The organism is Variovorax soli NBRC 106424 (assembly GCF_001591385.1).
GTDB lineage: Bacteria > Pseudomonadota > Gammaproteobacteria > Burkholderiales > Burkholderiaceae_C > Variovorax > Variovorax soli.
This window is the reverse complement of record NZ_BCUU01000105.1, coordinates 1-18031: the sequence shown is the minus strand read 5'-3', so window position 1 is coordinate 18031 and position 18031 is coordinate 1. Positions and strand designations below refer to the sequence as shown.

Sequence of the window (18031 nt, the reverse complement as noted above, 5' to 3'; positions counted from 1 at the left end):
CCGCCGCGCGACCCCGGCATTCAGCCGCCGCGGCCAGGCATTTCAACGCGTCCCGCGAACGTCGGTGACGGCGGCCGCCAGTGGGACAACAACCACGGCGGTCGCGACCGCGGCGACCGGGGCAATCACGGCGGCCCGCCGCCCAGCCGGTCGAGCATTGGTGGCCCGCAGCATGACAGAGGCAGCAACGCAGGCCCGCCACCCAACCGCGGTGGAGGTGGTGGGGGTGGCGGCCACGGTCAAGGCCGGGGCGGCGGTGGAGGTGGCGGCCACGGCAACCACGGCGGCGGCGGCGACAAGGGCAAGGACCGGTAGCGCCGAAGGAGTGAAAAGCCGGGGGCTTCATCTAGCCATGAGCGCCACAAAGCGCTGCGCCCCCAGGCCCAGCGGGCGCTCCTTCGACCACACCACGTCCACCCACAGGTCCAGCTCGTTCGACAGGTTCTCGAACACGATCTCGACCAGCGAGCCGGCTGCCACGTGGGGCCGCGCCAGGTTGCGCGGCAGCCAGCCCCAGCCCAGGCCCGCGCCGATCATGCTCAGGGCCGCCAGCGCGTTGTCGGTGCGCCAGGTGTGCCGGCCGAAGACCAGGCGCGGGTCGGTGGTGGCCAGATCGCGTCCGGCCACCACGATCTGCCGCGTGTTGTGCAGATGCTCTTCGCGCAGCTTGCCGTTCTTCGCCGACTGCAGCACCGGATGGGTGGGCGCGACCACCATCACCAAAGTCTCGCTGGTCACTTCCTGAAAGCCTTCGCGCCCGTCCAGGCTGGGCCGCTCGAACACCAGCGCCAGCTGCGCCCGCCCGGTGTGGAGCATGGCCAGTGCATCGGCCTGCGGTGCGGCCAGCACTTCGCATTCCAGCAGCGGGTATTCGGCGGCCAGCGTGGCCAGCACGTGGTTCCAGGGGGCTGCCAGCAGCTCGGGCGCCACGGCCAGCGTCAGCCTCGATTCGAGCCCCTGGGTGAGGCCCAGCGCCTGCACCTGCAGCGCCTTGAGCTGCGCATCCACCAGGCGCGCCTGCGGCTCCAGCGAGCGCGCGGCCTCCGTGGGCTTGGGCTCGCGGCCGCTGCGGTCGAACAGGGGCAGGTCCAGGTCGGCCTCGAGGTTGGCAATGGCCATGCTCACCGCCGAGGGCACCCGGCGCAGGGCGCGCGCCGCCGCTGAAAAGGACCCGTGGTCGAGCACGGCGAGGAACACCTGCAGGTTGTCGCTGGAGAGGCTCATGGCGCACCAATCTGTCAATAAGACTGAAAGAACATGACTTTATATATCAGCAAACCAAACATAAAGTCCTGTCCAACGAAAGCAATCCCGCAAGGAAAAGAACAATGCAAGGCATCAAGCGCAAAGTCGTCTACGTCGGTCTCTACGAGGCGATCGCCATCGTGGTGGCCAGCTTCGGTTTCGCGGCCATGTCCGGCCAGGCCGTGAGCCACGCGGCCCCGCTGTCGATCGCCGCCTCGGTCATCGCCGTGTGCTGGAACCTGGTCTTCAACGGCCTGTTCGAGATGTGGGAATCGCGTCAGGCGGTCAAGGGCCGCAGCGTCGCGCGCCGCGTGGCCCATGCCATCGGCTTCGAGGGCGGCCTGGTCGTGATCCTGGTGCCGCTGGTGGCCTGGTGGCTCGACGTGTCGCTCATGGCGGCGCTGTTCATGGACCTGGGCCTGGTGGTGTTCTTCCTGGTCTACACCTTCGTCTTCAACTGGGTGTTCGACCGCGTGTTCGGCCTGCCCGCCTCGGCCCTGAATGCGCCCCAAGGGGCATCGCAAGCCGCGTAAAATCCCGGGCTCCCAAGGAGCGTTGCAGCGCTCGCCGCCACCCGAGCTGAATTCGACGACAGCCGCTGGCGGCGCGGCGTCAGGCTTGGGACCCTTTTTTCTCGTGCAACGACGCTCGCCTGTATGTGCCTTCACAGGTGAGCCCATGACCGACGCGTCCTCCACGAATCCTCTCGCTGCTGTTCCCCCCATGAAGCTGTCCGGCCTGGAGCCGGTGCGCATCGGCGAGGGCACGCTCTTCGTGAACATCGGCGAGCGCACCAACGTGACGGGCTCCAAGGCCTTCGCCCGCATGATCCTCAACGGCCAGTTCGAAGAGGCGCTGGCCGTGGCGCGCCAGCAGGTGGAAAACGGCGCGCAGGTCATCGACGTGAACATGGACGAGGCCATGCTCGACAGCAAGGCCGCCATGGTGCGCTTCTTGAACCTGATCGCCAGCGAGCCCGACATCGCCCGCGTGCCGATCATGATCGACAGCTCCAAGTGGGAGGTGATCGAGGCCGGCCTGCGCTGCATCCAGGGCAAGGGCATCGTCAACTCCATTTCCATGAAGGAGGGCGTCGACAAGTTCAAGCACGAGGCGCGCCTGATCCGCCGCTACGGCGCCGCCGCGGTGGTCATGGCCTTCGACGAGCAGGGCCAGGCCGACACCTATGCGCGCAAGATCGAGATCTGCGAGCGCGCCTACCGCATCCTGGTGGACGAGGTGGGCTTTCCGCCCGAGGACATCATCTTCGACCCGAACATCTTCGCGGTGGCCACCGGCATCGAGGAGCACAACAACTACGCGGTCGACTTCATCGAGGCCACGCGCTGGATCAAGAAGAACCTGCCGGGCGCCAAGGTGTCGGGCGGCGTCTCCAACGTGAGCTTTTCCTTCCGCGGCAACGACCCGGTGCGCGAAGCCATCCATACCGTGTTCCTCTATCACGCGATCCAGGCGGGCATGGACATGGGCATCGTCAACGCCGGCATGGTGGGCGTGTACGACGATCTGGAACCCGACCTGCGCGAGCGGGTGGAAGACGTGGTGCTCAACCGCCGCCCCGACGCGGGCGAGCGGCTGGTGGAAGTGGCCGAGTCGGCCAAGGGCGCAGCCAAGGACGACAGCAGGAAGAACGACTGGCGCGGCACGCCCGAGGCGCCCGTGTCGGTGGGCCAGCGGCTGGCGCATGCGCTGGTGCACGGCATCACCGACTTCATCGTGGAAGACACGGAAGAGGCCTATCAGCAGACCATTGCCGCCGGCGGCCGGCCGCTGCACGTGATCGAAGGCCCGCTGATGGACGGCATGAACATCGTGGGCGACCTGTTCGGCCAGGGCAAGATGTTCCTGCCGCAGGTGGTCAAGTCGGCCCGCGTGATGAAGCAGGCCGTGGCCCATCTCATTCCCTATATCGAGGAAGAAAAGCGCCAGGACGAGGCCGCGGGCCGCGACGTGCGCAGCAAGGGCAAGATCATCATCGCCACCGTGAAGGGCGACGTGCACGACATCGGCAAGAACATCGTCACCGTCGTCCTGCAATGCAACAACTTCGAGGTGGTGAACATGGGCGTGATGGTGCCCTGCCACGAGATCCTGGCGCGCGCCAAGGTCGAGGGCGCGGACATCGTGGGCCTGTCGGGCCTGATCACGCCCAGCCTGGAAGAGATGCAGTACGTGGCCGGCGAAATGCAGAAGGACGACCACTTCCGCATGAAGAAGATCCCGCTGCTGATCGGCGGCGCCACCACCAGCCGCGTGCACACGGCCGTGAAGATCGCGCCGCATTACGAAGGGCCGGTGGTCTATGTGCCGGATGCATCGCGCAGCGTGAGCGTGGCGCAGTCGCTGCTTTCGGACCAGGCCGCCAAGTACATCGACGAGCTCAACGCCGACTACGACAAGGTGCGCACGCTGCACGCCAACAAGAAGCAGACGCCGTTGTGGCCGCTGGCGAAGGCCCGCGAGAACAAGACGCCCATCGACTGGAGCGGCTACGTGCCGCCGCAGCCCAAGTTCATCGGCCGGCGCGTGTTCCGCAACTACGACCTGACGGAGCTGGCCAGGTACATCGACTGGGGCCCCTTCTTCCAGACCTGGGACCTGGCCGGGCCTTTCCCGGCCATCCTGAAGGACGAGGTGGTGGGCAGCGAAGCCGTGCGTGTGTATGGCGACGGCCAGCGCATGCTCAAGCGCTTGATCGAAGGCCGCTGGCTCACGGCCAATGGCGTGGTGGGCTTCTGGCCCGCCAATACCGAGAACGACGACGACATCGCGCTCTACACCGACGAGAGCCGCGAACACAAGCTGCTCACCTGGTGGGGCCTGCGCCAGCAGACCGAAAAGCAGATGATCGACGGTGTGATGCGCCCCAGCCGGTGCCTGGCCGACTTTGTCGCGCCGCGCGCATCGGGCCTGAAGGACTACGTGGGCATGTTCGCCGTCACCGCCGGCATCGGCGTCGAGAAGAAGGAGAAGTTCTTCATCGACGACCTGGACGACTACTCCGCGATCATGCTCAAGGCCCTGGCCGACCGCCTGGCCGAAGCCTTTGCCGAGGCGCTGCACCAGCGCGTGCGCATGGACCTGTGGGGCTACGCGCCGCACGAGGCGCTCAGCAACGAGGAGATGATCGGCGAGAAGTACCAGGGCATCCGCCCGGCGCCGGGCTATCCGGCCTGCCCCGACCACAGCGTGAAGCGCGCCATGTTCGAGGCCCTGCAGTGCGACGAGATCGGCATGGGCATCACCGACAGCCTGGCCATGACGCCGGCCGCGAGCGTGAGCGGCTTCTACCTGAGCCACCCCGATTCCACGTATTTCAACGTGGGCAAGATCGGCCACGACCAGCTGGTGGACCAGGCCAAGCGGCGCGACCAGAGCGAGGCGGAGCTGGAGCGGTTGCTGGCGCCGAATTTGTAGTCAAGGCCCAGCGTATTCGGCGAAGACCTCAGGCCATGGTGAGCCGTGGAGTCGGCCCTAGTGCGCCGCACCTGAGCTCACCACCACCGCCACCTCCGTCGCCGGCGGCGTGTTGCGGCTGCGCCCGCAGCGCACGATGCCATCGATCATCACCATGCCCACGCCCGGGATGTCGCCCAGCTGCACGCTTTCGAGCAGCGTGGCACCGGACGTGTGCTGCGCCTTGTCCATGAAGACGAAGTCCGCATCGCGCCCCACTTCGATCAGGCCGCAGTTGAGCTTGCGCATGCGTGCCGTGTTGCCGGTGGCAAAGCAGAACACGATCTCGGCCGGGATCTCGGCCATCGAGGAAATGAGCGAGACCATGCGCAGGATGCCCAGCGGCTGCACGCCCGAGCCCGCGGGGCCGTCGGTGCCCAGAATCACGCGGTGCGGGCACTTGAGCTCGATGGCCGCGCGCGCCGCGCCGATGGCCACGCGCTCGTTGCCGTTGTGCACGATCTCGATGCCGCGCGTGCTCTTCTCGCACAGCTCGCACACATGCTTCATCGGCAGCGAGGTGTGGCCGCCGTTGATGTGGCCGATGATGTCGGCGTCCGCCTCCAGCACCGTGTCCTTGTCGATGTAGCCCGAACCCGGCACCGAGGGGCCGCCAGTGTGGATGGTGCTCTGCATGCCGTACTTGCGCGCCCAGGCCACCATCTCCTTGGCCTCGTAGCCGGCCTTGACGGTGCCCAGGCCCACTTCGCCCAGCAGGCCCACGCCGGCCTCGGCCAGTTCCTTGAAGTCGCTCTCGACCATGCCCTTCTCGATGACCGGGGCGCCGGCCAGCACCTTCACGCCACCGGGGCGGAAGGCATCGAAGGCGCGCTGCGCGGTGATGGCCAGCGCCTTCAGGCCCACGATGTCCTTGGGGCGGCCGGGGTAGTGCACCTCGCCGGCGGAAATCATGGTGGTCACGCCGCCGTTCATGCTCGACTCGATCCAGTTGAGCTGGCTCTGGCGCGGCGTCCAGTCGCCGGCCACGGGGTGCACGTGGCTGTCGATGAGGCCGGGGGCGACGCAGGTCTTCTTCGCGTCGATGACCGTCTTCGCGCCTTCGGTGTCGCAGTCCTTCTCCTTGCCGACTGCCACGATCAGCCCGTCGTTCACCACGATGGTGTCGGCATCCAGGATGGGCTTGTCGATGTCGCCCGAGAGAAGGAGACCGATGTTGCGGATGACTACCTTGCCCGACTTGCCGCCGGCTGCTGCTTCTGCCATGACTTATCTTCCTCGTGGGTTGCTGCGTTCACTACTTCTTCTTCGGCAGACGTGCCCGCATCCACCGTGCGCAGCACCGTCTCGATGACGAATTGTTCCCAGTGCGCGACGGCCTCGGGGCTCTCGAGCGGCTCGCCCATGAAGGCGCTGAGCGTGTAGCGGTTCGAGGTGTAGAAGTAGCCCGTGGCCGCAATGAGCAGGTACAGGTCGCGTGCGGAAACGCTGGCGCGAAACAGGCCCTGCTTCACGCCGGCCTCGACGATGCGCTCGATGATCGCGATGGCATGCGAGGAATACTCCCGCGCCCGCAGCGACTTGGAGATGTGCTTGCCCTTGTGCAGGTTCTCGGTGTTGAGCAGCGTGACGAAGTCGGGGTTGCGCCGGTAGTAGCCCAGCACGAAGCGGATGAAATCGGTCAGCGCCTCCACCGGGCGCGATTCGTCCAGCGCGAGGGCGGCCTCGGCCTCGTCCATGCGGCGGTAGATGCCTTCGATCACCGCGATGAACAGGCCCTCCTTGCTGCCGAAGTAGTAGTAGATCATCCGGTCGTACGAGTTGGCCGCCTTCGAGATCTTCTCGACGCTGCCGCCGTCGTAGCCGTACTTCGCAAACACCTTGGTGGCCGCGCGCAGGATGCTGTCGCGCGTGGCCTCGGCCTGCGCCTCGCGCACGCCGGTGCGGCGCGTGGGCGCCTTCGTGGTGCGTGATGAGCCTTTGGCCTCGGCCATTTTTTCTGAAGGAGTCAGTCCGCCTTATTTTTCGGCGAAGGCGCGCTCGACGACGTAATCGCCCGGCGTGCTGGTATTGCCTTCCTTGAAGCCGCGCTCTTCCAGGATGTGCTTCATGTCCACCAGGAGGCCCGGGCTGCCGCACAGCATCACGCGGTCTTCGGCGGGGTTGAGCGGGGGCAGGCCCAGGTCGTCGGTGAGCTTGTTGGTGGTGATCAGGTCGGTCACGCGGCCCTGGTTGCGGAACTCCTCGCGCGTCACGGTGGGGTAGTAGAGCAGCTGCTTGGCAACCATCTCGCCCAGGAACTCGTGCTTGGGCAGGTGGTCGACCACCAGGTCGTGGTAGGCCAGCTCGTCCACCTGGCGCACGCCGTGCACCAGGATGACCTGCTCGAACTTCTCGTAGGTGTCGGGGTCGCGGATGATGCTCATGAACGGTGCCAGGCCCGTGCCGGTGCCGAACATGTACAGGCGCTTGGCCGGCAGTGTGTAGTCGATCAGCAGCGTACCGGTGGGCTTGCGGCCCACGATGATGGTGTCACCCACCTGGATGTGCTGCAGCCGCGAGGTGAGGGGACCTTCCTCCACTTTGATCGAGAGGAACTCCAGGTGCTCCTCGTAGTTGGGGCTGACGATGCTGTAGGCGCGCAGCAGCGGCTTGTTGTTGACCTTCAGCCCGATCATGGTGAAGTGGCCGTTGGAAAAACGCAGGGCCGGGTCGCGCGTGGTGGTGAAGGTGAACAGGCGGTCCGTCCAGTGGTGGACGGACAGAACGCGTTCTTCGCTGAATGCACTCATACGAATCTCAACAGGTCAGTTGGTGGAAAAGGCGGGTGCAAGACACATGCCGGATGCTGCCTCTGCTTCCGGCATGCCCATGAACGGTGCGCCCCGCTGGCTGCTGGCTGGGATGGCGCGGCTCTTTGAACCCGAGCCCTCGATTGTCGCTGCTTCGCCGCCACGCAGGAAAAACACCATTGCATGCCCTCATTTCGTTTGCTACATTGATTTCATGTAGTGAATGCAACATGAACGTGTAGCGGATGCTACATGCGAGGCCCGATCCTTGCAAGGCTTCGTACTCAACTTCGAGATCGCCCCGATGACCGAACACACCAAGACCGACGGCCTGCCCGGTATCGACATGCCGACGCAGGTCGATGCCGAACTGCGCAGCGCCCCGCGCAACGAGCGCATGAGCGCCAGCAAGATCGAATGCAACGCCTGTCCGGTGCTGTGCCAGATATCGGAAGGCCGCACCGGCGCGTGCGATCGCTACGCCAACCGCGGCGGCGCCCTGGTGCGGGTCGACCCGGTGGTGCTGCTGCGGCGCGAGCTGGCCAGCGAGGCGCCCGCGCTGGTGCCTTTCGCCGCCAGGGAAGAAGGCGAGGCCGCCCCCGCGCAGCAGCCCGACTGGAACGGCGACCTGCTGCTGGCCGACGAAGTCTTCGTCACCGGCGTGGGCTCCTCCACCACCTACCCCGACTACAAGCCCGCGCCCTTCATCGTGGCTTCCAAGGCGCAGGGCGTGGACATGGTGACGGTGGTCACCGAGGGCATCTTCAGCTACTGCAGCTTCAAGGTGAAGATCGACACCGACCGCTTCCTGGGGCCGGAGCAGGCCAACGTCCGCTACAAAGGCGAGGTGGTCGGCCACGTCACCACCGCCGAATACGGCTCGCAGATGCTCTCGCTGGGCGGGGTGCACCACCTCACCGGCGGCAGCAAGAAGGAAGGCCGCATGACGGTGGAGCTGATGCAGCTGCTGGGCAACAAGCAGGCGGTGGAATGCACCATCGACGGCGGCGCCAGCCTGGTGGTGCAGGCCGGCCGCGCGCCCATCGTCAACGGCGTGCAGGAGCAGCGCATGCGGGTGGGCTGCGGCTCGGCCGCGGTGGGCATCTTCGCCCGCCAGCTGCGCGACCTGTGCGACGAGGTGGTGGTGGTGGACGACCACATCACCGGCGTGCTCACCGAGCACCAGGCCGGCCGCTGCCTCGACATGGCGCCCTCGGGCATCCAGATGCGCGGGCGCAAGTCCACACCGGGCCGCTATTTCCAGGTGGCCAACCCCGGCACCGGCTGGGGCGGCACCGACATTGCCGATCCGCTGTCCATCATCGAAGGCTGGGAAGAGGGCGTTGCGCGCCCGGGCCTGCGCCTGTTGATGACCTCCACCACCGGCGAGCATGCGCAGTGGTTCGTGCTCGACGAGCAGCTGCGACCGGTGGAGCAGGACATGCCCGCTGAAGTGCGCCGCGTGGTCGACCGCATCGGCGAGAACTGCGAGCCCTCGCTGTGCACCGTCTTGTTCCTGGGTGGCGCGGGCGGCTCGCTGCGCGCCGGCGTCACCGAGAACCCGGTGCTGCTCACCCGCGCGATCAAGCAGGCGCTGGTCAACGTGACTTGCGGCGGCGCACCCGCGTATGTGTGGCCGGGCGGCGGCATCACCGTCATGGCCGACGTCATGCGCATGCCCGACATGAGCTTCGGCACCGTGCCCACGCCGGCCATCGTGGCGCCCATCGAATTCACCATGCGCCAGTCCGACTATGCGGCGCTGGGCGGCCACATGGAGCATGTGTTCTCGCTCGAGCAGGCACTGGCGCGCGGCGCATGGCACAACGACGGTGCGCCGCAGGCACGCCGCTGGGCCGCCATGGACCCGGCCAACCCCTGGCCCATCGGCCACGCGCCGATGCTGGGCTGACGACAAGCCACGGATCCGCCCATGCCCGCAGAACGCATCCCGCTCGACGACGGCCGCTGGCACTGGCAGCACGGCCCGATCGACATCGTGGTGCAGGCCGAAGGCGACGCGCCGGCGCTGGCCGAGGCGCACGAGGCCGCATGGCAGCGCTTTGCCGGCATCCTCGACGAGCTCGTGGGCGAACTTCGCTTGCTGCGCCTGCCCGTCGCGCCGCGGCAGGCGCTGAACGGCCCGATGGCGCAGCGCATGTGGCGCGCCTGCGCCGAGGCGAGCAGCGCGGTGGGCTCGCCCTTCATCACGCCGATGGCCGCGGTTGCCGGTTCAGTGGCGCAGGAACTCATCGCTTTCTATCAACGCCCCGGCATCCGCCGCGCGTGGATCAACAACGGCGGCGACATCGCGCTGCACCTGGCGCCCGGCGAGGCGGCGCGCGTGGGCGTGTTCGCCGACCTGGCGCGCTTCGATCCCCTGTCGCACCGCGGCCCGCTGCAGACCGACGGCCAGTTCGAGGTGCGCGCCGAATCGCCGGTGCGCGGCATTGCCACCAGCGGCTGGCGCGGCCGCAGCTTCTCGCTGGGCATTGCCGACAGCGTCACCGTGCTGGCGGCCAGCGCATCGCAGGCCGACGCGGCCGCCACGCTCATCGCCAACGCGGTGGACGTGCAGGACGAGGGCATCCGCCGCCTGCCGGCCAATGAATGCAAGGACGACAGCGACCTGGGAAATATCCCGGTCACCGTCGACGTCGCACCGCTGGCGCCGACGCAGGTGCAGCATGCACTGGCCGCGGGCGTGCTGCAGGCGCGCGCGCTGCAGCGCGAGGGGCTTGCGTGGGCCGTGGCTCTGGTTTGTCAGGGGCAATGGCGCGTCGTGCAGCCGCTAAGCTTGCCGGTTCAGGGAGATCCAGCGGCATTGCCGCCGACGTTCACGCAGGGCCACGCAGTTGGTTCAGTATTTGCTTAATGAAAAGCGAAGGCACCAGAAGTCCATGATCGAAATACGTCGCGTGTTCACCCAGGTCGAACACATCTTCCACGAGTTCGGGCCGCGGCCCGAAAAGCCGCTGGTGCGCGGCGCCATCGGCGCGGTGCTCACCAATCCCTTCGCCGGCCGCTACGAGCCCAACATCCTTCCCATGATGGACTTGTTGGAGCCGGTGGGCGTGGACATGGCGCACCGCCTGCACGAGGCGATGGACGTGCCGCTGGAGCGCCTCGCCACCTACGGCAAGGGCGCCATCGTGGGCGCGGCCGGCGAGCTGGAGCACGGCGCGCTGTGGCATGTGCCCGGCGGCTATGCCATGCGCGAGCTGCTGGGGTGGAAGGGTGACCGCGCGGCCTACAAGGCCGGCACCGTCGACGAGAAGAAGACCGGCCAGCCGGGCAATGCGCTGTCCATCGTGCCCTCCACCAAGAAGGTGGGGCCGCCGGGCGCGACGCTGGACGTGCCGCTCACCAACATCAACGCCAGCTATGTGCGCGGGCAGTTCGACGCCATCGAGGTGCGCGTGCCGGGCGCGCCGGCGGCCGACGAGATCATCTTCATCCTCGCGATGTCGACCGGCTACCGCGTGCACGACCGCGTGGGCGGCCTGCGCGCCGAGAACATTGCCAAGTGGGACGGATTGCGTTGATCTGGCGCATCCAAAAAATGAACGACGAGAACGGGACACACACCATGAGCGCCAGCATTCGCAAACTGATCGTGCAGGTCGACGAGACCCGCCAGGAAATGGGCAAGACCATCGAGCCGCCGACCCGCCGCGCGGTGGCCATCGCCGTCATCGAGAACCCCTACGCAGGCCGCTACAGCGAGTCGCTGGACGAGCTCATCGCCATCGGCGAGGAGCTGGGCGGCCTGCTGGGCGAGAAATGCGTCAAGGCGCTGGGCATCGCGCCCGGCGCGGCGCAGAGCTACGGCAAGGCAGCCATCGTCGGCGAGGCGGGCGAGCTGGAGCATGCCGCCGCCATCCTGCACCCCAAGCTGGGCGCGCCGCTGCGCGCGGCGGTGGAGAAGGGCGCCGCGCTGGTGCCTTCGGCCAAGAAGCGGGGCACGCTGGGCACCGCCATCGACGTGCCGCTGGGCCACAAGGACGCGGCCTTCGTGCGCAGCCATTTCGACGCCGTGGAGGCCCGCGTGTCGGATGCGCCGCGCGCCAACGAGATCGTGGTGGCCGTGGCCGTCACCGACAGCGGCCGGCCGCTGTCGCGCATCGGCGGCCTGCAGGTCTCCGAGATCAAAGGCGAGGACGGCCTTCGCTGAAGGCTGGCCGCAGACACATCCCCATTTGCTTTGTTGATCCCCTGACGAACCCTAGGAGAAAACCGATGAAATCCCTGCGCTTCGCTGCCTTGCGCGCGCTCTCGCTGGCCGCGCTCACCGTGGCGCTCGTTCCTGCTCATGCCCAGGGCGTGATCAAGATCGGCGAGATCAACAGCTACAAGGCGCAGCCCGCCTTCCTGGAGCCCTACAAGAAGGGCATGGAGCTGGCCGTCGAGGAAATCAACAAGGCCGGCGGCGTCAACGGCAAGAAGCTGGAGCTGATCTCGCGCGACGACAACGGCAACCCCGGCGACACCGTGCGCCTGGCCGAAGAACTCGTCTCGCGCGAGAAGGTGGACGTGCTGGCCGGCGCCTTTTTGTCCAACACCGGCCTGGCGCTGACCGACTTCGCCAAGCAGAAAAAATTCTTCTACCTGGCCGGCGAGCCCCTGACCGACAAGATCGTCTGGGGCAACGGCAACCACTACACCTTCCGCCTGCGCCCCTCGACCTACATGCAGGTCGCCATGCTGGTGCCCGACGCCGTGAAGGCCAAGAAGAAGCGCTGGGCGCTGGTCTATCCCAACTACGAATACGGCCAGTCGTCCATCGCCACCTTCAAGCAGCTGATGAAGGCGGCCCAGGCCGACGTGGAGTTCGTGGCCGAACAGGCCACGCCGCTGGGCAAGGTGGATGCCGGCAGCGTGGTGCAGGCGCTGGCCGATGCCAAGCCCGACGCGATCTTCAACGTGCTGTTCGGCGCCGACCTCTCCAAGTTCGTGCGCGAGGGCAACACGCGCGGCCTGTTCAAGGACCGCACGGTGGTCAGCGTGCTCACCGGCGAGCCCGAGTACATGGACGCGCTCAAGGACGAGGCGCCCACCGGCTGGATCGTGACGGGCTACCCCTGGTACTCGCTCAAGACGCCCGAGCATGACGCGTGGATGAAGGCCTACCAGGGCAAGTACAGCGACTACCCGCGCCTGGGCTCGGTGGTGGGCTACTCCATGATCCATTCGCTGGCGGCCGGCATCAAGAAGGCGGGCGGCACCGACACCGAGAAGCTGGTGGCCGCCTTCAGCGGCCTGGAGCTGATGTCGCCCTTCGGCAAGATCCAGTACCGCGCGCAGGACCACCAGTCCACCATGGGCGCCTATGTCGGCGTGACCAAGAACGAGGGCGGCAAGGGCGTGATGGTCGACTACAGCTACAAGGATGGGGCCAAGTTCCAGCCGTCCGACGACGAAGTGAAGAAGCTGCGCGCGGCTGAGTGAATGACTTCCTCCTCTCCCCTCTGGGGAGAGGTTGGGTGCGGGGCACGCGCCGCGTCTGAAAAAAGTGCACGCCATATCAACGCCACCGCATGCCCTCACCCCAACCCTCTCCCAGCGGGAGAGGGAGTAAGAGAAAGAACCAGGACTTTTCCGAATGAGTTTTTCCGGCTTCATCGTCCAGCTGCTCAACGGGCTGGCCGGCGCATCGTCGCTTTTCCTGGTGGCGGCGGGGCTGTCGCTGATCTTCGGCGTCACCCGCATCGTCAACTTCGCGCACGGCTCGTTCTACATGGTGGGCATCTACATCGCCTACACGCTGACCGACCGGCTGGGCGGCACGCTGGGCTTCTGGCCGGCGCTGCTGCTGGCGGCGGTGGCGGTGGGTGTGCTGGGCGCCGTCATCGAGGTGCTGCTGCTGCGCCGCATCTACAAGGCGCCGGAGTTGTTCCAGCTGCTGGCCACTTTCGCGCTGGTGCTGGTGATCAAGGACGCATCGCTGTGGATCTGGGGGCCTGACGAACTGCTGGGCCCGCGCGCGCCGGGGCTGCGCGGCGCCGTCGAGATCCTGGGGCGGCAGTTTCCCAGCTACGACCTGTTCCTCATCGTCGTCGGGCCGGTGGTGCTGGGCCTGGTGTGGCTGCTGCTTACGCGCACCCGCTTCGGCACGCTGGTGCGCGCGGCCACGCAGGACCGCGAGATGGTCAGCGCCCTGGGCGTGAACCAAGCCTGGCTCTTCACCGCAGTGTTCGCCCTCGGCGCCTTCCTGGCCGGCCTGGGCGGCGCGCTGCAGCTGCCGCGCGAGCCGGCCACGCTCGAGATGGACATGCTCACCATCGGCGCGGCCTTCGTCGTGGTGGTGGTGGGCGGCATGGGCTCGCTGCCCGGCGCCTACCTGGCCGCACTGCTGGTGGCCGAGCTCAAGGCGGTGTGCATCTGGCTGGGCGTGGTCGACATCCTGGGCGTCAGCGTGTCTTTCTCCAAGCTCACGCTGATGGTGGATTTCCTGGTCATGGCGGTGGTGCTGGTGTGGCGGCCCTGGGGCCTCATGGGCCGGCCGCAGGCGCCCAGCCGCTATGTGGGCACGCCGGAGGCGCCGCTGCGCCGGCCTTCCACTTCCTATGTCGCTTCGGTGGCGGCGCTGGCGCTGCTGCTGGCGGCCATGCCGCTGTTCACCGATGCGTCGTCCTACACCACGGTGCTGGCCATCGACCTGATGGTGGCCGCCCTGTTCGCCACCAGCCTGCACTTCATCATGGGCCCGGCGGGCATGCATTCCTTCGGCCATGCGGCCTACTTCGGCCTGGGTGCCTACGGCGCCGCGCTGCTGGTGCGCGCCAGCGGCATGCCGATGGAGCTGGCGCTGGTCGTCGCGCCGCTGGTGGCGGGGCTGGGCGCGCTGGTGTTCGGCTGGTTTGCGGTGCGGCTGTCGGGCGTGTACCTGGCCATGCTCACGCTGGCCTTTGCGCAGATCACCTGGGCCATCACCTACCAGTGGGACAGCTTCACCGGCGGCAGCAATGGCCTGACCGGCGTGTGGCCCTCGCAACTCTTCTCGGACAAGCGCATGTACTACTGGCTCACGCTGGTACTCACGGGGCTGGGCATCTGGTGGCTGCGCCGCGTGCTGTTCTCGCCCTTCGGCTTTGCGATGCGCGCGGGCCGCGATTCGCTGCTGCGCGCCGACGCCATCGGCATCGACGTCAAGCGCATGCAGTGGGCGGCCTTTGTGGTGGCCGGCGCCGTGGGCGGGCTGGCCGGGGCGCTGTTCGCCTTCTCCAAGGGCAGCATCTCGCCTGAAGTGCTCAACGTCACCAAGTCGGTCGACGGCCTGGTGATGGTGCTGCTGGGCGGCATCCAGACGCTGGCCGGGCCGGTGGTGGGTGCGGTGACCTTCAGCTGGCTGCACGACACTGTCGCGCGCGGCACCGACTACTGGCGCGCCATGCTCGGCGGCATCATCCTGCTGCTGGTGCTGCTGTTCCCGCAGGGCATCGCGGGCTTCGTGCAGCAGGTGGCGCAGCGGCTGCGGCCTGCGCCGGCTCCCGTGCCTGAATCCGCGCCGGTTTCGGCATCGCCCGCCGCGCCTGTCGCGGCCGCTGCGAAGGAGGTGCAGGCATGACGACGCGAACCAACCACGACGTGCTGCTGCAGGTGCGCGATCTGGGCAAGTCCTTCGGCGGCGTGAAGGCAGTGGACGGCATCAGCTTCGACCTGCATGCGGGCGAGCTGCTGGCCTTCATCGGCCCCAACGGCGCCGGCAAGTCCACCACCTTCAACATGGTCAACGGGCAGCTGCGCGCCAGCCAGGGCTCGATCCGGCTCGGCGGCGAAGAACTCATCGGCAAGGCGCCGCGCGACATCTGGCGCCTGGGCGTGGGCCGCACCTTCCAGATCGCCGAGACCTTCGCATCGCTGACGGTGGTGGAGAACGTGCAGATGGCGCTGCTCTCGCACGACCGCAAGCTCTTTTCGATGTGGCGCCGCGCGGCCGACCACCGGCGCGAGGATGCGCTCGAACTGCTCGACCAGGTGGGCATGAAGGCACAGGCCGACCGGCCCTGCAGCGAACTGGCCTACGGCGACGTCAAGCGCGTGGAGCTGGCCATCGCCATGGCCAACGACCCCAAACTGCTGCTCATGGACGAGCCCACCGCCGGCATGGCGCCCAAGGAGCGCAACGACCTGATGGCGCTGACCAAGCAGCTCGTCATCGAGCGCAACATGGCGGTGCTCTTCACCGAGCACAGCATGGACGTGGTCTTCGCCTATGCCGACCGCAGCATCGTGCTGGCGCGCGGGCGCCTCATCGCCGAGGGCAAGCCGCTGGAGATCCGCGACCACCCGAAGGTGCAGGAGGTGTACTTCGGCAGCGGCAAGACTTTCGAGAAGATCGCCCATGAGGCGGCCGCCGTGAACGCAGCGCTGGAAGCACAAGCATGACCAAGACCGAACCCCCAGTCCTGCTCGAAGCAAAAAGCCTGTGCGCCTGGTACGGCGCCGCGCAGATCCTCTACGACGTCGACCTGCAGGTGCGCCGCGGCGAAGTGGTCGCCCTCATGGGCCGCAACGGCGCCGGCAAGTCCACCACGCTCAAGGCGCTGATGGGCATGCTGGCCAAGCGGCGCGGCGCCATCCGCTTCCTGGACCACGACATCTCCCGGGCCGAGCCGCACCATGCCGCGCGCCTGGGCCTGGGCTTCGTGCCGGAAGACCGGCGCGTGTTCACCGACCTGACGGTGACCGAGAACCTCGAGGTGGGCCGCCAGGCCGGTCGCCAGTGGGCCGACGGCACCGACGCACCGCACTGGACGCCCGAGAAGCTGTACAAGCTCTTCCCCAACCTGGGCGAGATGCCCAACCGGCCGGGCGGGCGCATGAGCGGTGGCGAGCAGCAGATGCTCACCGTGGCGCGCACGCTCATGGGCAACCCCTATCTGGTGCTGCTGGACGAGCCCTCGGAAGGCGTGGCGCCGGTCATCGTCGAGCAGATGGCGCACATGATCCTGGAGCTCAAGGCCCACGGCGTGTCCATCCTGCTGTCGGAGCAGAACATGCACTTCGCCGAGCTGGTGAGCGACCGCGCCTACGTGCTGGAAAAAGGCCAGATCCGCTTCGAAGGCTCGATGGCCGAACTCGCGGCCAACGAGCAGGTCCGCCGTACCTATCTCAGCGTCTAGCATGAAGCTCACCCCCAGTCTTCGCGCACTTCGTGTCGCTCCGCCAACCCCCTTCCAGGGGGCAACACCGACGGCCCGGCAAAGCCGGTTCCGTGGTGTTCCTGGTTCTTCTTCCAGTTCCTAACAGGAGTCCATGCCATGCATCGCAGAACCCTCGTGAAATCCGCTGCAGCCCTCGGGCTGGCTGGTGGCTTCGGCAGCGTCTCTCTCAGCGCCTTCGCGCAGGCCAAGGTCAAGCCCAATGCGAAGTCCGCGCTCATCGTGGTGGATGTGCAGAACTGTTTCATCGACGGCGGCACGCTGCCGGTGAAGGGTGGGGCCGAAGTGGTGCCGGTCATCAACAAGCTGGCCGATTCGTTCGAGAACATCGTCGTCACGCAGGACTGGCACACGGCCGGCCATGCGTCCTTTGCCAGCACGCACGCGGGCAAGAAGCCCTTCGAGACCACCAAGCTGAGCTACGGCACGCAGGTGCTGTGGCCCGACCACTGCGTGCAGGGCACGGAAGACGCCGCCCTCAACAAGGACCTGAAGCTGCCCACGGCGCAGGTGATCATCCGCAAGGGCTTCCACAAGAACGTGGACAGCTATTCCGCCTTCGAGGAGGCGGACCGCAAGACCTCCACCGGCCTGGCCGGCTACCTCAAGCAGCGCGGCATCAACACCGTGTTCGTCACCGGCCTGGCCACCGACTTCTGCGTGGCCTGGACCGCGCTGGATGCACGCAAGCTGGGCTTCCAGGTGTACGTGATCGAGGATGCCACCCGCGCCATCGACCTGAACGGCTCGCTGGCCGCCGCCTGGAAGCAGATGAGCGCCAAGGGCGTCAAGCGCATCCAGTCTTCCGACATCGTTGCTGCCTGAGCCACGCCCGCCTTCGATGCCCGCACTGGCGCTCACCGTCAACGCGCGCGAGGTCGTGCTCGACCACGTGCCGCGCGAGGCGAGCCTGCTGCATGTGCTGCGCAATGACCTGAATCTCAACGGCCCCAAGTACGGATGCGGCCTGGGGCAGTGCGGCGCCTGCACGGTGCATGTGGATGGCGTGGCGGCGCGTGCCTGCGTGATTCCGGCCCACGGCGTGGCGGGGCGCGCGATCACCACGCTGGAAGGCCTCGGCAGGCGTGGTCTTTGGCACCCGGTGCAACTGGCCTTCGAGCAGGCGCAGGCGGCGCAGTGCGGCTATTGCCTCAACGGCATGGTGATGCAGGCGGCGGCGCTGCTGGCGCGCGAGCCGCACCCCAGCGAAGCGCGCATCCGCGACGAACTCTCGGGCAACCTGTGCCGCTGCGGCACGCATGTCGAAATCCTGGATGCCGTGGCGCGCGCGGCGGAGCTCATGAATGCCGAGTCTTCCTCCCTCCCCCGCTGGGGGAGGGCAGGGGTGGGGGCTGGCAGCGTTGGCATGCGCCCTGTGTTTGACGAAGGGCGCGC

At 67.4% G+C, this 18031-nt stretch carries 17 protein-coding genes and 1 riboswitch; of the genes, 12 read left to right on the top strand and 5 right to left on the bottom strand.

Features of this window, described 5'->3' with window-relative positions; genetic code table 11:
- Positions 1-342: 342 nt before the first annotated feature.
- Positions 343-1224, bottom strand: a complete 882-nt coding sequence (locus VSO01S_RS22370) for a LysR family transcriptional regulator (protein ID WP_068645003.1) — start codon at positions 1222-1224, stop codon at positions 343-345.
- 104 nt (positions 1225-1328) lie between these two features.
- Here VSO01S_RS22370 and VSO01S_RS22365 point away from each other — a divergent pair, with 104 nt between their 5' ends.
- Positions 1329-1778 carry a PACE efflux transporter gene (locus VSO01S_RS22365; protein ID WP_068645002.1) on the top strand — a complete coding sequence of 150 codons (450 nt, stop codon included), beginning with the start codon at positions 1329-1331 and terminating at the stop codon, positions 1776-1778.
- 8 nt (positions 1779-1786) lie between these two features.
- A riboswitch (S-adenosyl-L-homocysteine riboswitch) is annotated at positions 1787-1902 on the top strand.
- Between the two features lie 21 nt (positions 1903-1923).
- Entirely contained in the window at positions 1924-4683 is a 2760-nt protein-coding gene (gene metH / locus VSO01S_RS22360; RefSeq protein ID WP_084242042.1) for a methionine synthase, read from the top strand.
- Between the two features lie 57 nt (positions 4684-4740).
- Here the strand turns inward: metH and VSO01S_RS22355 are convergent, their stop codons facing one another.
- From VSO01S_RS22355 to VSO01S_RS27295, 4 genes are read right to left on the bottom strand one after another with little or no spacing between them, the layout of a single operon-like run.
- On the bottom strand, positions 4741-5946 hold the full coding sequence (locus tag VSO01S_RS22355; protein WP_068645001.1) for an amidohydrolase family protein: 1206 nt from the start codon (positions 5944-5946) through the stop codon (positions 4741-4743).
- The gene (locus tag VSO01S_RS22350; protein WP_068645000.1) at positions 5907-6674 is read right to left on the bottom strand and encodes a TetR/AcrR family transcriptional regulator; all 768 of its coding nucleotides are present in this window, start codon (positions 6672-6674) and stop codon (positions 5907-5909) included. Before VSO01S_RS22350 ends, VSO01S_RS22355 begins: the two co-directional genes overlap by 40 nt.
- Positions 6675-6698: 24 nt before the next feature.
- Positions 6699-7472, bottom strand: a complete 774-nt coding sequence (locus VSO01S_RS22345) for a ferredoxin--NADP reductase (RefSeq protein ID WP_068644999.1) — start codon at positions 7470-7472, stop codon at positions 6699-6701.
- A gap of 15 nt (positions 7473-7487) precedes the next feature.
- Positions 7488-7652, bottom strand: a complete 165-nt coding sequence (locus VSO01S_RS27295) for a hypothetical protein (protein ID WP_153305372.1) — start codon at positions 7650-7652, stop codon at positions 7488-7490.
- 124 nt (positions 7653-7776) lie between these two features.
- On the opposite strand from VSO01S_RS27295, the gene VSO01S_RS22340 reads away from it, so the two are divergent.
- The 10 genes from VSO01S_RS22340 to VSO01S_RS22295 all read left to right on the top strand — a co-directional run.
- On the top strand, positions 7777-9384 hold the full coding sequence (locus VSO01S_RS22340; RefSeq protein ID WP_068645004.1) for a 6-hydroxynicotinate reductase: 1608 nt from the start codon (positions 7777-7779) through the stop codon (positions 9382-9384).
- 21 nt (positions 9385-9405) lie between these two features.
- Positions 9406-10347, top strand: a complete 942-nt coding sequence (locus tag VSO01S_RS22335) for a UPF0280 family protein (protein ID WP_068644998.1) — start codon at positions 9406-9408, stop codon at positions 10345-10347.
- A gap of 25 nt (positions 10348-10372) precedes the next feature.
- A complete protein-coding gene (locus VSO01S_RS22330) occupies positions 10373-11017 on the top strand; it encodes an amino acid synthesis family protein (protein WP_068644997.1) in 645 nt (214 codons plus the stop codon).
- Between the two features lie 44 nt (positions 11018-11061).
- Entirely contained in the window at positions 11062-11646 is a 585-nt protein-coding gene (locus VSO01S_RS22325) for an amino acid synthesis family protein (protein WP_068644996.1), read from the top strand.
- Between the two features lie 65 nt (positions 11647-11711).
- Positions 11712-12920: an ABC transporter substrate-binding protein gene (locus VSO01S_RS22320; protein ID WP_068644995.1), complete on the top strand. Its 1209-nt coding sequence runs from the start codon at positions 11712-11714 to the stop codon at positions 12918-12920.
- 154 nt (positions 12921-13074) lie between these two features.
- Positions 13075-15039, top strand: a complete 1965-nt coding sequence (locus VSO01S_RS22315; protein WP_068644994.1) for an ABC transporter permease — start codon at positions 13075-13077, stop codon at positions 15037-15039.
- Positions 15036-15860, top strand: coding sequence for an ABC transporter ATP-binding protein (locus tag VSO01S_RS22310; protein ID WP_068644993.1), 825 nt, complete (start codon positions 15036-15038; stop codon positions 15858-15860). Before VSO01S_RS22315 ends, VSO01S_RS22310 begins: the two co-directional genes overlap by 4 nt.
- A complete protein-coding gene (locus VSO01S_RS22305; RefSeq protein WP_068644992.1) occupies positions 15857-16597 on the top strand; it encodes an ABC transporter ATP-binding protein in 741 nt (246 codons plus the stop codon). The genes VSO01S_RS22310 and VSO01S_RS22305 overlap by 4 nt, the downstream gene beginning before the upstream one ends.
- A 138-nt stretch (positions 16598-16735) precedes the next feature.
- On the top strand, positions 16736-17461 hold the full coding sequence (pncA, locus tag VSO01S_RS22300) for a bifunctional nicotinamidase/pyrazinamidase (protein ID WP_068644991.1): 726 nt from the start codon (positions 16736-16738) through the stop codon (positions 17459-17461).
- A 16-nt stretch (positions 17462-17477) separates the two neighbouring features.
- The coding region (locus VSO01S_RS22295) for a (2Fe-2S)-binding protein (RefSeq protein ID WP_153305371.1) at positions 17478-18031 on the top strand (554 nt) is incomplete at its 3' end.

Coding starts and splice junctions, on each gene's coding strand:
- VSO01S_RS22370 (WP_068645003.1), bottom strand. CDS start 1,224: ATGAGCCTCTCCAGCGACAACCTGCAGGTGTTCCTCGCCGTGCTCGAC.
- VSO01S_RS22365 (WP_068645002.1), top strand. CDS start 1,329: ATGCAAGGCATCAAGCGCAAAGTCGTCTACGTCGGTCTCTACGAGGCG.
- metH (WP_084242042.1), top strand. CDS start 1,924: ATGACCGACGCGTCCTCCACGAATCCTCTCGCTGCTGTTCCCCCCATG.
- VSO01S_RS22355 (WP_068645001.1), bottom strand. CDS start 5,946: ATGGCAGAAGCAGCAGCCGGCGGCAAGTCGGGCAAGGTAGTCATCCGC.
- VSO01S_RS22350 (WP_068645000.1), bottom strand. CDS start 6,674: ATGGCCGAGGCCAAAGGCTCATCACGCACCACGAAGGCGCCCACGCGC.
- VSO01S_RS22345 (WP_068644999.1), bottom strand. CDS start 7,472: ATGAGTGCATTCAGCGAAGAACGCGTTCTGTCCGTCCACCACTGGACG.
- VSO01S_RS27295 (WP_153305372.1), bottom strand. CDS start 7,652: ATGGTGTTTTTCCTGCGTGGCGGCGAAGCAGCGACAATCGAGGGCTCG.
- VSO01S_RS22340 (WP_068645004.1), top strand. CDS start 7,777: ATGACCGAACACACCAAGACCGACGGCCTGCCCGGTATCGACATGCCG.
- VSO01S_RS22335 (WP_068644998.1), top strand. CDS start 9,406: ATGCCCGCAGAACGCATCCCGCTCGACGACGGCCGCTGGCACTGGCAG.
- VSO01S_RS22330 (WP_068644997.1), top strand. CDS start 10,373: ATGATCGAAATACGTCGCGTGTTCACCCAGGTCGAACACATCTTCCAC.
- VSO01S_RS22325 (WP_068644996.1), top strand. CDS start 11,062: ATGAGCGCCAGCATTCGCAAACTGATCGTGCAGGTCGACGAGACCCGC.
- VSO01S_RS22320 (WP_068644995.1), top strand. CDS start 11,712: ATGAAATCCCTGCGCTTCGCTGCCTTGCGCGCGCTCTCGCTGGCCGCG.
- VSO01S_RS22315 (WP_068644994.1), top strand. CDS start 13,075: ATGAGTTTTTCCGGCTTCATCGTCCAGCTGCTCAACGGGCTGGCCGGC.
- VSO01S_RS22310 (WP_068644993.1), top strand. CDS start 15,036: ATGACGACGCGAACCAACCACGACGTGCTGCTGCAGGTGCGCGATCTG.
- VSO01S_RS22305 (WP_068644992.1), top strand. CDS start 15,857: ATGACCAAGACCGAACCCCCAGTCCTGCTCGAAGCAAAAAGCCTGTGC.
- pncA (WP_068644991.1), top strand. CDS start 16,736: ATGCATCGCAGAACCCTCGTGAAATCCGCTGCAGCCCTCGGGCTGGCT.